Below are 13,963 nucleotides of genomic sequence, written 5' to 3'. Positions count from 1 at the left end.
TAGTGACCGGGGCTACAACTTCAACATTCCTTTAGAATCCAAGGGTAGGTTTGGTGCAGAAACTAAACCAACAAATGACGATGTACAAGAACTTGATCCTTAGGGCGCTGATGTTGATGGCTATTGCCAATATGGCTCCTAGTGTTTTTGCCGGTAAGGTAGCTAAGACCTATACAATCGTACTGCAAGCCGGTATCGTGGTTCCAGCAGCTGCCAAAACCACGGTGGCCCGGCTTTATCCAGGTGTGAAGGCCGTGAAATGGGAGAAAGAAGGCGGAAATTATGAAGCGGGTTTAACCCACAATGGAAAGGAATTGTCACTGGTCATCGATGCCAAAGGCAACGTTCTCGAAACGGAAACCACCATTAGGGTATCATCGTTACCCGCAACCGTTCGGGATTATGTGACCAAACACCACGCCGGTAAGAAAATTAAAGAAGCGGCTGAAATTGTTGATGCAAACGGCAGGAAAACTTACGAAGCAGAGGTAGGTGGCAAAGACCTGATGTTCGATGCCAACGGCCAGTTTATTAAATAAATTAAGTTATTGATTACAGCCGTGGCCCGCTTATCGGGACAACGTAAGCGGACCACCGCTTTTATTCAACTGGCTATTTAAGCTATTCGATCCCGTCAATAAGGCATTGGCCACGTTTTGTTTCAATTCATCAGCAGCCAGGGGCAAATTTGCCCACTAGACAGCATTTAAAATTTTTCGATCAGGTTATGTGGCTAAGGACTACCATTTTTTTATTTCTAATAACGATTACCATTACATTCGCCCAAAATCCGGGCGGCACCCCCACTGTATCGAATCCCGCGCCATCGAATCAACCAACTCCCACAGGAGCTAGCGAAGCGTCTGTAAAAGGCAATGCCCGAATTTCGGGCTATGTCGTCGACTCTACCCTGACCAAAGCGGTCGAGTATGCCAACATCGCCGTTTATAATACAGCCACCAATAAACTGGTTGACGGCACGGTAGCCGACGATAAAGGTAAATTTACCCTGAGCAAAATGGCTCCCGGTACCTATAAACTCCTGGTTTCCTTTCTGGGCTACACCGCCAAGCCCATTGATAATGTCGTGATTACCAAAGGTCAGATTAAAGACATGGGCGTTATCCGGCTTAGTGCCAGCACGCGCACCCTAAGCGAAGTGACGGTAGCGGGAACCAAAGCCCTGGTAGAAGATAAAGTCGATCGGCTGGTGTATAATGCGGACGTGGATCTGGCGGCTAAAGGGGGGGACGCCACCGACATCCTTAAAAAAGTACCGATGCTGTCGGTGGATTTGGCCGGGAATGTGTCCTTGCAGGGAAGCTCCAACGTGCGGGTGTTGATCAACAACAAGCCTTCGTCGATCCTGGCGGGGAATCTGGCCGATGCCCTTCGGCAGATACCGGCGGATCTGATTAAAACGGTCGAGGTGATTACGAGTCCATCGGCTAAATACGATGCGGAAGGCAGTGGTGGGATCATCAACATCATCACCAAGAAAAATACCTTGCAGGGGCTACACCTCGATATAGATGGCGGCAGTGGCAACCGAACCTCCACATTGGGCTTGAACGGCAGTTTCCGAAAGGGCAAGCTGGGGGTGAGCGTAAACGGCAATGGCCGTGGCGTTTATAACCCATCGGGTTCCGACTTGAACCAGACGACCTTTCTGGGTGAATCCATTGCTCCCGTTCGGACGCGTCAACACGCCGATGGGTTCGATAAGGGTCTGTTTGGACAGTATGCCCTGGGACTGGATTATGACATCGCGAAAAATCAATCGCTGACCGGTGGGATTCGTTTTGGGGTGCGCAACTTAAACCGCGACCAGCATCTGGCCACCAGTTTACTCAATGGGGATATGGTGGGAGCCCCAACCAAGCGGGATGTGACTAGTCAGGACTTGTCCAATTCGGTGGATATGAACGTCGATTACCTGCATACGTATCCCGGTACGGGCGATGGGCCCAACCGCGAATTGAGTATTTCCAGTCAGTATAGTCAGAATCACCTGGCCAACAATTTTGACGCCAATAATCTGGATACGCTGGGTACGCTGACTACCCGGCAACGAAACCTGAACTACAATACCAGTCAGGAATTTGTGCTGCAAGCGGATTACCAGACACCCATCAGTCAGACCCAGCAACTGGAATTTGGCGCCAAAGAAACTTACCGGCGAGTGAACAGTCAGTACCAATACTTACTGGCGGGACCAACGTCCGTCTATTCCGTTGACAGCCAACGCCCGGATGGCTCCCTGTTATACGACCAGAATATTGGCGCGGCTTACCTCTCCTATACCCTCACAACGCGGAATAAGATAACGATCAAGGCAGGAACTCGGTATGAGTATACGAGTATCCAAGCCTCGGCAGGAAAACAAGGGGCCATTTCTATTCCGGATTATGGCAAACTGGTTCCCAGCATTAATCTCTCGAAAAAACTGAACGCAAATACGACCATTAAGCTAGCCTACAACCGCCGGATTCAGCGCCCGAACGTTCAGGATCTGAATCCTAATTTCAATGCGGCCAATCCCTACAATGTGTCTATTGGCAACCCGTACTTGAAGCCTGAAATAACCGACCGGGTCGAATTTGGCTACAGTACGTACGTCAAAAAAACATACCTGAACCTGACGCTTTATACCCGGCTCAATCGGGATGATATTCAGTCGATTAGCCAACGGTCAGATACGTTGATCGGTGCGGTGGTCAGTCGCCGGTCAAACATTGGCAAAGAATACAATTACGGGACGAACCTGTTCGCTACCCTAAATATTACGCCCCGGTGGAGCGTCAATACAAATCTGGATATCATGTACCGTTACATCAGCGGGGTAGCTCTGGACGTGTCGGGCCTATCTATGCCGATGAGCAACACCGGTATACGCTGGGGTGGTCGATTTGATTCCCAGATACAATTTGATAAAGGCTGGGCTATGCAGGCGAACATTGGCTATCGGGGAAAGGACATTGCCCTGCAAGGGTATCGGATTGGATTTGCTCAATACTCGCTGGGAGCCCGTAAAGCCTTCACCAACAAACGGGGTAGCATCGGCTTAGCCGCCGAGAATTTTCTCACCAGAGGGATGGGCTTCACCTCGGTGTTGAACTCCGCTCAGTTCAATCAGGATTTTCGTCAGTATATCTACAACTCCAATATCCGTCTGACATTCAGCTATAAAATTGGCAACTTGAACGGAGCCAAGGTAAAGAAAGGCAAATCGGCGAGTGGCGACGAAGAGAATTAATTTGTTGGTGTTCTTACTCTTTATTTCTTGTCTTTCTCTGTCTTAGACAGGAACTTTTTGTGAGAATTTATAAGCCTGACATTACAATCCAGAACCGATGTTAGAACGTTTACTAAGTTGTTGCTGGTCAAATAAGGCAGAAGAGGTATCTCTGTAAGCCTTGATTATCAAGGTTGTTGAAAGTAGATGGGATTAGAAAGGCCACGCTTAAGCGTGGCCTTTCCAGTTATAGAATGAATTATTAATTAGGTCTGTAATTTTAAGCGTGCTGCGAATTGAGCGTTTCTATAAGAATACGTCTTGATCGGGCCGCTCTCATTAAATCGGTCCGTAATCCATTAGAGTTGATTCTTTTCGAGTAGATCAATTAGCTTACCCAGATCCACAGGCTTGGTCAGATGGGCCGTGAAACCCGCCTGATGAGCACGGTCAATATCCTCCTCCTGACCATAACCCGTTAAGGCAATAATGGGTACGTGTTGCCCCCGGGCCTGCTGGCGTATCCGGCGACAGGTCTCGTAGCCGTCCAGTTCGGGCATGCCAATGTCTAACAGGATGGCCGAAGGCTGTAAAGCTTCCGCGGCTTCAATACCTGTCTGACCACTCTGGCGCGTATGAACTTCATAGCCCTTGAGTTTGAGCAGCATCCCTAACATCAATACCGCATCCGCATTGTCATCAATGACCAAAACGCGGCTATTACTCGGTAGAACGTTGATTTTCTCTACGGGCTTAGACGCGGGGGCCGTTTCTAGGGTAGGTAAATAAACTCGGAAGGTGCTGCCCTGCCCTAAGCCCTCGCTAAAGGCCTCCACCCGGCCCCCGTGCATCTCCACCAGCCGCTTGACTAGCGTCAGCCCTAAACCTAACCCGCCTTTGGACCGGGCCAGCGAGTTGTCTACCTGGACAAATAACTCGAAAATTGCCTCCAGCTGATCCGCCTCCAGGCCAATGCCATTATCCTGCACCTGAAGAATCGCTTCCTGTTGGTGGTGAGTTAAGCATAACCAAACCCGGCCCGCTTCCCCCGTGTAGCGTACTCCGTTGGTTAACAGGTTGATCACCACCTGCGTCAGTCGGGTTGTATCGCCGGATACGTACATAGGCGCGCTGGGTAAATCAAGCAGTAAGTGCCGCCCCTGGGCGGCAAACAGCACGCCCACGGAGGCTGCGGCTTGGTGGACTAACTCCACCAGGTTCGTCCGCTCGGGATGCAACTCGATCTTGCCCCGCCTGATTCGGCTTACGTCCAGTAGGTCGTCTACCATCCTCACCACATGCTTCATTTGCCGCTCCATCAGCGTTAGCGGGGAACGAGTGGTTTCCTCGGTGAGCGTTAAGTGCAGGATATCCAAGCCCGCCTGAAGGGTGGCCATCGGGTTACGTAGCTCATGGGCTAGCATGGCCAGAAATTCGTCTTTGCGCTGGTCTTCCCGTTGCAGGGCTTCTTGGGCCCGTTTAGCGTCGTCGGTATCAATGCTCAGCCCATACCAGGCCTTGATCTGCCCGGCCTCGTCTCGGCGGGGCAAAGCTCGAAAGATGTGCCAACGGTAGATCCCATCGTGTCGCCGGTAGCGCACTTGCCCTTCGTAGGGTTCGCCCGTTTGCTGGCTACGCTCCCAGTAGGGCAGAATGTAAGCAGCATCCTCAGGATGCAGGGTGGTGATCCAGCCGTGGCCGCTGGCCTGCTCGGCGGTTTGACCCGTGTATTCGTACCAGCGAGAGTTGAAGTAGATGTTCTCCCCGCTGGCCGAGCACACCCATACCAGGGCGGGGGCCGCTTCGCTCATGGTACGAAACTCGGCTTCGCTAGCCTGCAAGGCTGCTTCATTCCGTTTGCGGTCGGTGATGTCCCGGTAAGAACTCACCAGCTCAGCCTTGCCCCGCGGATACAGACCGACTAAAAACCACCGGTTAACCCGGGCTATATACTCCTCAAAGCTCACGGGCTGGTCAGTGGCCAAAGCCTGGGTACATAACTGCAGCCACCGCGTCAGATCGGCCGGGGCTAAGACGTCGGAGAGTCGCTGGCCCAGGATGGTCCGGCGGTCCAGGCCGGTCTGCTCTGCCAGGGCCCGGTTGATGGCCAGGTAGCGCAGGTCGGTCAGTTGGCCGATCTCATCGCGTAGCACGCTAAAGATCGTCAAGCCATCAGCTATCGTGTCAAACAAGGTGCGGTAATTTTCTTCCGACCGACGCAAGGCTTCTTGATCGGCTCGGCGTCGGGTGATGTCGTCGAAAATGACCGCAAGCCGATGGGGGTAGCCCGTTACGGGGGCGGCCCGGATGCGGTACCAGCGGTTTAAGCTGGAGAGCTGGTTTTCGGTCTGGGCGGGGGTTTGACTGGTCAGCACGTGTTGATAAAAGGTGAACCACCACCCATCGACCGGCCCCACCACCTGGCTTACCCGCTTACCGACGGGGTCAATGCCGGTCTGGCGTTCAAAGGTGGGATTGGCTTCCAGATAAAGCCAGTCCACGGGCTGGCCCTGCTGATCATAGATCATCTCGATGAGGCAAAAGCCTTCGTCAATCGAGTTAACTAGAGTTCGGTAGCGCTCTTCGGATTGGCGTAGGGCTTCTATATTCGGCTTCCGACGGGTGGCTTTGGGCATCAGAGCTTGGTTAAAAGGGTAATCCGAGATAACGGCCTGTTGAGAGAGAAGTTAAACGAGCGACGAAAAAGTGAGGCTACTGGCTTTTTCACCCTGGTTGAGGCAATTAAGGCGAGGTCACTAGGAAAGCGTCTTACTTTACGCCCGAATTAAGGAGCAAATACATGAATACGTCTTCGTCTAGGACGGCAGCCTATTCATGAACGCTATTTCGTCTCAAGAGGGAGCGTTTATTGAGACGCTAGTTTTTACGACCTGTCCAATACGATCCCTAGCACCAGGTAACAGCCAATAGGGGTATACACCATCCCCTGGTCGGCCTTTTTTGGCCACGCCCTGAATCGACCCGGAAAATCTAAGTTTGACTGGCCTTGGCTGGTTCTACTAGTTAAGTAGGGACGCTGGGTCCAGGGGGCTTACGCTCGGCATCGACATTGGGCAGGTAGCCCTGCCGATAGTTGGTATTCGATTGACTTCCTGTGCTTCCAGCTCCCTTTACTTGGGCAATCCCACAAAGCGCTTTCATCTTTTTTCCCTTTGTTTCAGCGACCCCATAGTGCTCTACTTCGGCTTGCCTTATCTGCCTACTACTGTAGGCAGATAAGGCAAGCCGAAGTAGAGCGCGTTATAGTTTCTTCAAAAGGCGGAGGCCAGTTCACGCTCCTGATTTACATGTAGTTACCGATTCGCCTACTTAACCTGTATATCAACAGCATGCTCATGTATACATCTATTTTGATTTTTAAGTATGGGTAGTTACATTGAAAAGTTTTTGTACACACCCAGTATTGAAAAATGAAAAAGAAAGCTCCCTGCATCCTAATTGTAGAGGATGATCCCGATTATGCTTATTTGATCGAAGAAGCCCTTAAAATATGTCGGCCCTCTCCGACCATCCACGTGCTTCAGTCGGGTACTGACTTGTTGACCTGGTTGGCAACGGGTCAACGGCCCAGCGTTATTTTTCTTGATCTCAACATGCCCCAAGTAAATGGGTTTGAGGTATTAAAAATCCTGAAAACGGTACAGCCTTATAAAACCATCCCTGTTGTGATGCTAAGCGTGTCAGAGCGTAGAGACGATATCGTCAAATGCTATGAGATGGGAGTCAACGCGTATATAACTAAGCCGATGACATTCAGTCAGTTGTTACCTCGCATGGAAGTGTTTAGCCACTATTGGTTTGATGTCGTTCGAACGCCAGACTCAGCTTGGCAGAGGCCGAATGGTTATTCTGGGTATAATTAATGGCTTAGTAAGTCTGGCTACAGCCGCCGCCATTTTATCGATAATCAGTCAGCCACTAAAAAGCAGCTTAGCTTTGCCAATTTGCTTTTTGTTTTTATCTACACCGTATGCGACGGATTGAGTTGAACAGATATTGAAAGTGACCAACTCAAAAAAGTCGTGCTGTATCAGGCAGGAGCCTATTTGAGATTAGGCTCACTGCTTTTCCAGGCAAATGTTTCTTAGCTTTTTGTCCAGGAAACGATAGCAAGTCCAGTTCGTAAAAACGACCTTTACCTCGTTGAATGATTTACTAGTTCATAGTAAAATTCTCTATTTGTCTCTAGTTAACTTCTTGCCGAGAGTAGTACCCATTAGACCCAAGATGATAAGTAAATAGATAACCATTCAACTATATGTGGCGTTCGAGTAATCCTCACCCAATTTTGTTACACATGTTACAAATTACATGTGTAAAGTTTAGCATTTTATAAATAAAATTAAAGATACATATGAAAATACAATCGATCTCGATGTTTGACCGAGATGAGCTGCTCATTTTTGGGGGCCGGGTTGATCGATGAATACCTGGCCTGATGGCCAGAAAATAACTGTGTCGTCAACCCTTTTCCTTGATTTAAAAGGGCGGGTTCATCTTGGTTCGCTACTTCAGCATTTTTGTCAATACACAAACATCGAAACAGGATTACGTTAACCCAGATGTTAATTTTCCGAATGCAATAGGGGTAATCTCTTACCTGCTCAGCGATCGGTCGCTACCCGTTGAGGTTTGTCGGTTCATGGGGCAACGCTTCCCTCACCGCCCTTACCCGCCTTCTGGCCACGTTCAGCTTAATATCCAGTCCGGCCAACTGGACAACGGCCTCCAGATTGCACCACGCATAGGCCGGATTCACGGCGAATTGTTTGTGGATACGAACAAGCTGTAAACGCGACGTAACGCGGGCGATGGTCATGGACACCAGTAGTTTGCTCCCGTCGGGATAGTGCAGGGTGGTGTAGTTGGCGTCCCCGCTCACATAGGCGACAGGACGAATCCAGTGGATCTGGGTTTTGCGCTGGTTCATGCTGTTTTGACTAAAAAAAAGAAACCCGGTTTAGTTTGGTAAAGTCCAGGGTTTCAATCGGTCGTTCTGGCAGTAACACCTAGTAAAAGGCAGTCAGTTGAGCTGGCTTTGTTCTGCCATTCGCACGTTTCTAACCATCACAGAGCAGTCGCTAGCCTACCCTTCTCAAGCGATAGCTTTACGGCCATTCTTGACGCTCCTGTACGGCTCGGAACCAATGCCGCCGAAGGGCGTTAGGACCGTTTCCCCCGAATTGCTCCACGGATCGACCCGTCGGTGAATACCCTCGAGCTGAAGCGGGTCCGAGGTACATGTTGATAAGGGAAAACCGGACGAATTGACGTTGGACGAACACACGACGGGGGCCGTTATTTGTCCGGTTACGGGCGTAACAATTGATCCTCCTCAGCCACAGCAACGGTTTGTGTCGGCAGCTCTGCTACGCAAGAATGATAACCTGTTACGAAGGCTCCAACACCGGCAGTATGCCAAAGGCTCAAAAGACGATCCATATGGCCAGGCGGCTCACAACGTCAGGCATCAGGAGAATAACCAGTGTAACAACCTCCGAGGTGACATTAACAGGATTTACAATACCCCTACACTGTTCGAGGTAACGGACACACTACGGCTAACAGACGAACAATGGGCCTCGCTTGATTACGGGAAAGGAACACCCTACCACGTTTGTTTGTAATAACCTCACTTGGTAGGGTGTTCATAGTTGGCACGTTGGCCCCCTCCAGCCGGTTTCCAGCAGGCTTCACATTCGGGACAAGTCACAGGTAGGTAAAATACGGAAAGATTAATAGGTCTTTATGATAAAGGCTATCTAGGCCGAAAAATTAGGATAACCAATTAGCCAAATCAAGGTATTAATTTAGTTATCCCCTAAAGACCTACTTAAACAATTCGATCGTAATCGAGTAGTTACTGCGTAGAGAGCACGAGAGAAACTAGTTATAAATTCAGCCAATACCTACTGGGTATTGGCTGTTTTGTCTTAAGGGTAAATAAAGGCTGGATCGCCCAATGGTTCACCCTTTAAGTAACTGCATAGAGTCCTTCATAAAGCTATCGCAAAGCGCTATGCCGAAATCTGTCTTAACATATAGATAAAGCGTGTGGCCCGGATTGTCGTTGACAGTTATTATACAATAGCTTGTTGAGTTAAAGGCCCTACTTACCCTTGAGACGAGGGGAGTCTCAAGGAGGAGCGGTTGTATGATACATTAACTTTTTACTATCTGTCGAATGCTGTCAGTCGCGTAGGCATCCGCTAATGCCTGGAAGCGTTGACAGAATTTGATCCGGACAGCTCCTTCTAGTCGGTCACTGACTACAAAAGTACCATTCGATCCCAAGACCAATCAAGTGTGAAGGGGTTTGGTTTGGGAAAAACTAACTTACTGCCCATGGCTATTTATATACCTGATCACCTGCAAGGTAGCTGCTGTCCGAGATATCCCTGCGGGCCATGACGATTTCGGTCAACAGATAGTATAACCGAAAGGCTGCCTAAAGCCTTGGCGCCTATTACCAGGAGGTACTCACGCCAAGAAGAAATTAGCTTGGCGGCCGTAAATGACTGTTTAGCGAGAGTAGTATATTACCACTTAATAGATATGAAATAATAATACTTTATAGTATACTATTTTTGATATATGATCATTTATGGTTAATAATTATTTTATAATGGCTTTATCGTGAGAAGTAAGCGATCAACTTTTTAAAGACCCATATCGGAACACCTGGTCATTGATCACCCGGGAAAGTATCCTTACGCAAGCAGGAAACTATTTCATGGGCGGTGTATTTGCTCAACCCCGGCTATTGAACGGGGCTAACATGCTGACCGGTGGGCTTTAAGCGTTTGTTCCATTGGCTTTACCCTATACTTGGGTATAGATAAACTTGATACATACGATTCTCTGAACAGGCAGGATAGGCCGTCCTGCTTGACGGGCTAAAAGCTTACGCCGACTCTGACGCTTTTAGTTCTGGTTTGGGCTGGCTGTTTATAGATAACAATATGACGTCTTTAATCGAGTTGACGGGTCAATACCTACCCTACCTGTATTATGGTGGCTTACTATTGCTCCTTATGGCAATAAGCTATCCCATTCGGGCCAATCGGTCCGGGGTCTTTCAGGATGATCGACTGTTTTTTTCTCTGGCGATGCTCTGGCTGCTCATGGCCCGCCTGCCCAGCATTGTGTTTGCGGCCCCCCTTAACGTCGATGAGTCGCAAATGATTGCCGAGGCTCTCACCTTGCTGCGGGATCCGGTTTACTGGCACTCCGTTGACGGGACCACCATTGGTCCTATTAATTCGTACCTGCTGGCCTGGCCTGGCTTGTTGCATTGGCCTATTACCTATGTGACTACCCGACTTACGGGAACCCTGCTGCTAGGCCTGACCAGTTGGTTTTTGTTGGCAGCCATGCGACGGGTGATTTCAGCGGCAGCGGCCCGGATTAGTTTACTTTGTTTACTGTTGTTTCTTGGCTTTACCACCTACTTCGACTTTTTACATTGCAGTAGTGAGTTGCCGGCTTTACCCATTATCGCCTATACCTGGTACGTTTTTATTCGGTTTATCCAACAGCCCGCTTATCTGAGTCAGCAGCGAACGATCTGGTTGATAACGGGTGTGGTAGCCGGGTTGATTCCGTTTGTCAAACTGCAGGCGGTCCCCATAATCGGACTGATCGTGGGGGCTTTGGCCATCAATTTGGTTAGGCACGCTCGTGCCAATCGGTTGGGGCTTGGCAACAATCAGCCCCTTTTTTGGCTCCTGACGGCTTGTCTTCTGCCCAGTTTGCTGGTTGTCGTCTTATGTACCTGGTACGGAGTAGTCGACCGATTTTATCTATTTTATCTTAAATCCAACCTGTTCAACTATAGTGAATACTATAAAGAGCTGTACCCGAATACCCAATTGCCTATCTGGGCTAAATTGGCCCGCTTGCCCTATTTCCTGACGGATGAGCCCACCTTCCGGCAATTTTTCGCGTTGTGCCTTCTGGCGGCCACGCTGGCGGGGGGGGCTCGTTTATCGGGGCGAAAAAAAATAGCCTCTTTCCCCCCAAAGCTGATCGGATGGTCCCTGGGCTGGCTAGCCACGGCTTGTTTTGTCGTAGCGGTACCGGCCACCGAGTACCCCCATCATCTATGGTTCGTCCTGATGCCCCTCAGTTGGCTGTTAAGTTTAGCCATTCAGGAATGCCTCACGGGCTGGGACACCTCGAGAGTAAACCCGGCTCTGCCAGCGGCTATGATTTGTATCCCCAGCCTGATTCACACGGTCGATATTTATCAGACGGGTATCCAGCAGGCCAATCCCTATCTCTACCTTATCCAGAAAAAGATTCCCATCGGGATGGATCCCGTCTCGTCGGTAATCCGCGCCTATGCCCGGACCGATGATCGCTTAGTGGTTTGGGGATGGCAGAACCGATACCATGTCGATACGCAGTTACCCCAGGGAACCAGTGAGAACACCAGTTTTCGAAGCATGTATCCCCACTCCCTGCGTGGTGCTTACCAGGAAAAATATTTAGTGGATATTCAAACGAATCGACCCACTTTTTTTCTGGATGCCACGGGGCCCAATAGCCTGTTCATGACGGATACGGTTCGGTATCGATTTGAGCGATTTCCCGCGCTGGCCCGCTACATAACCCATCATTACAGGTTTGTTGGTCAGCTCGACCAGGTTCGAATTTATCTGCGCAACGACCGGGCCCGGGGTAGTCAACTTTCTTTCCAAAAAGAAACCAATTAAGTAAGCGGCCTCCTGGTATGGGTTCCCCCATCGCTCGAAGTGGTAATTCCTGATGAGACCGTTGATAAACGAAGCCAATGTTGTGGAAGATTATACACACCCTTATGCTTACCTCGTTAACAAAAACGCATCATCCGTTCGGGCTGATTGGGGTCGGTTCAGTAATAATCGTCGTCTCGGTTACCTATTTACAGCCTATAGGCTATTTTTAAGTATATAGGATTGCCAGACTATATTTACTTGGCAGGCCGCTTGCTTGAGTGTAATCTACCACTACGATGAAAACCCGTCCGTTGTGTTCATTTTGATCTTTAGCGTTATGCGACAGTTTCTTCTTATCGTCGGCCTGGTTACGGGCTGTGTCATTGGTTTATTGGGCTATTGTGGGGCTCTGATTGACTGGATATTGGATTATCAACAAGGCGTCTACGCCACTCATCCCCTGGAAGCGATCCTCGAAACGCTGGCGCTAATTGCTTATTTTTTCGCCGGTCTACGTTTTTTCAAATGGCGAATGGCTCAATAGGAACTTAACTCCATCAACCGCTATCCCTTCTGGTGCCTGTACACCCTTGATTAGACCGACTTTAGTGACTTTTTTCTTTATACATCTTCAGCGTTACCCTGATGCCTAAGACGACCCAGGAACTCCTGCCATTGCTACAGCTTTCTCAAAATGTGATTCTTGTGGCCACTGATTATTCCACCGGTCAGCTGTTGGAGATACTCCAGCAGATGGGCCATCAGACCCACATTACGCTGAAAAGAGCAAGTGTAAAATCGACGAGCGAACTGGTCCGTCTCGCCCAGAATAGCCCCCCCGGCAAGATTACTTTTGATTTTTCGTAAACGCGTCAGTTCCCCCTGACCGGCCTGCTGCCCCCCTGTCCCAGCTGACTAACGTCCACTTTAATGAAGGGTTCGCCTAACAAAAACGGCGAAAGCCGGTTTGATCGAAAACGAGTGGGTATGCTGACCAACCGAGTCATTTGTGTTGTCGATGGGGCGATTGATTTTCGACTCGCCCTGGAAGACGTCTTTTTTCGGTATCTGCCTTATTATTCGGTTCGCTTTTTTAGCACCGAGCAAGCCTTCCTCGACGCATTGCCCCACATGCAACTTAAGCCATCGCTCATTTTGCTCGACCAGGCGCTGGCCCGGTTAGGGGGGCATCAAGTTGAGCAGGCGTTGCAGGGCCATCCGATTGATCATTCCATACCGGTGGTGAGGCTGCTGGAGCCGACCGATGAGGATCCGGTGGATTCACCGCCGTTATGCCCACCAACCAGTCTGCGTAAACACCTGGACCGAGTCATTTTGCGGGAAACCCTGTCCGAGCTTTGTTTCACCTGGCTGGAAGCTCCCCCCCTACGGGGAAATTACATTCGCGGAAAATAAGTACCCCTATCCTTAACGCGGCCCGCACCCTGGCTGATTTCACCAGCCGTTCAAATTTCGCTGGTGGTATCGCTGACCGATCAAAACTGGCCAGTAGCGTCTGGCAATAGATTTCCACCTGTTGGCGGGCTTGTTGCCGGGTGGTAAGCAGGTCCCGTTGTGGGTACCACTGCCCATCACTTGCCAGAACAGGGTCAAAAAATGGCCCCCTTCTTCCCGGTGCGCAGGTCAATGTCAATGATTCCCGGGGGTAGGGGGCAACACGTCGTTGTCACCATGATCACCTGATCACCGCTAGTGAGTTGGGTTGGCATAGGTATGGGAAGCATTGATGAGTCTTCTAACAGGCCCAGGCCATTGGCTCAGTTTATCCCCTTATTGAGATAAAAAACACTGCTCGACGTCGCTCAAGTGACCTGGTTTTTCGTTACAACCGGTTGATCCTGTGTTTTTCGTGGCCTATGGGTGCCCCCAGGCAGGCAATTCAGGGTAAGCTGTTGTCCATGAAGAGAACCATTGAAAATCCATTTTACCCTGGCTCATACGATACGTTGCTGCTTATGGTTGGCCAGTTCGAGTCGCTGACCGTTGA

Annotated in this window: 11 protein-coding genes; 8 read left to right on the top strand and 3 right to left on the bottom strand. The window is 49.9% G+C overall.

The window, feature by feature from the left end:
• Window positions 1-80: 80 nt before the first annotated feature.
• Together ACYVK4_RS21725 and ACYVK4_RS21720 are read left to right on the top strand one after the other, a co-directional pair.
• Window positions 81-539, top strand: a complete 459-nt coding sequence (locus ACYVK4_RS21725; RefSeq protein ID WP_461129666.1) for a PepSY-like domain-containing protein — start codon at window positions 81-83, stop codon at window positions 537-539.
• Window positions 540-727: 188 nt separating this feature from the next.
• Complete coding sequence (locus tag ACYVK4_RS21720; protein WP_461129665.1) at window positions 728-3,256, top strand: TonB-dependent receptor; 2,529 nt, start codon at window positions 728-730, stop codon at window positions 3,254-3,256.
• A gap of 338 nt (window positions 3,257-3,594) precedes the next feature.
• On the opposite strand, the gene ACYVK4_RS21715 is transcribed toward ACYVK4_RS21720, so the two are convergent.
• A complete protein-coding gene (locus ACYVK4_RS21715; protein ID WP_461129664.1) occupies window positions 3,595-5,871 on the bottom strand; it encodes a PAS domain-containing hybrid sensor histidine kinase/response regulator in 2,277 nt (758 codons plus the stop codon).
• 388 nt (window positions 5,872-6,259) lie between these two features.
• Window positions 6,260-6,397, bottom strand: coding sequence for a hypothetical protein (locus ACYVK4_RS21710; protein ID WP_461129663.1), 138 nt, complete (start codon window positions 6,395-6,397; stop codon window positions 6,260-6,262).
• Window positions 6,398-6,666: 269 nt separating this feature from the next.
• Here ACYVK4_RS21710 and ACYVK4_RS21705 point away from each other — a divergent pair, with 269 nt between their 5' ends.
• Window positions 6,667-7,119, top strand: coding sequence for a response regulator (locus ACYVK4_RS21705; RefSeq protein WP_461129662.1), 453 nt, complete (start codon window positions 6,667-6,669; stop codon window positions 7,117-7,119).
• A gap of 755 nt (window positions 7,120-7,874) precedes the next feature.
• Here the strand turns inward: ACYVK4_RS21705 and ACYVK4_RS21700 are convergent.
• The gene (locus ACYVK4_RS21700) at window positions 7,875-8,186 is read right to left on the bottom strand and encodes a LytTR family transcriptional regulator DNA-binding domain-containing protein (RefSeq protein ID WP_461129661.1); all 312 of its coding nucleotides are present in this window, start codon (window positions 8,184-8,186) and stop codon (window positions 7,875-7,877) included.
• Window positions 8,187-8,529: 343 nt separating this feature from the next.
• On the opposite strand from ACYVK4_RS21700, the gene ACYVK4_RS21695 reads away from it, so the two are divergent.
• From ACYVK4_RS21695 to ACYVK4_RS21675, 5 genes are all read left to right on the top strand, one after another.
• Window positions 8,530-8,883 carry a hypothetical protein gene (locus ACYVK4_RS21695; RefSeq protein WP_461129660.1) on the top strand — a complete coding sequence of 118 codons (354 nt, stop codon included), beginning with the start codon at window positions 8,530-8,532 and terminating at the stop codon, window positions 8,881-8,883.
• A 1,335-nt stretch (window positions 8,884-10,218) separates the two neighbouring features.
• Window positions 10,219-11,973, top strand: coding sequence for a hypothetical protein (locus tag ACYVK4_RS21690; RefSeq protein WP_461129659.1), 1,755 nt, complete (start codon window positions 10,219-10,221; stop codon window positions 11,971-11,973).
• A 319-nt stretch (window positions 11,974-12,292) separates the two neighbouring features.
• A complete protein-coding gene (locus ACYVK4_RS21685; protein WP_461129658.1) occupies window positions 12,293-12,499 on the top strand; it encodes a hypothetical protein in 207 nt (68 codons plus the stop codon).
• Window positions 12,500-12,600: 101 nt separating this feature from the next.
• Complete coding sequence (locus ACYVK4_RS21680) at window positions 12,601-12,822, top strand: hypothetical protein (protein WP_461129657.1); 222 nt, start codon at window positions 12,601-12,603, stop codon at window positions 12,820-12,822.
• Between the two features lie 63 nt (window positions 12,823-12,885).
• Window positions 12,886-13,371 (top strand): response regulator, encoded by a 486-nt coding sequence (locus ACYVK4_RS21675; protein WP_461129656.1) that lies wholly within the window; start codon window positions 12,886-12,888, stop codon window positions 13,369-13,371.
• Window positions 13,372-13,963 lie beyond the last annotated feature (592 nt).

Source organism: Spirosoma aerophilum, assembly GCF_054782495.1.
The sequence above is the reverse complement of the archived record's forward strand: the minus strand, read 5'-3'. Positions and strand labels throughout refer to the sequence as shown.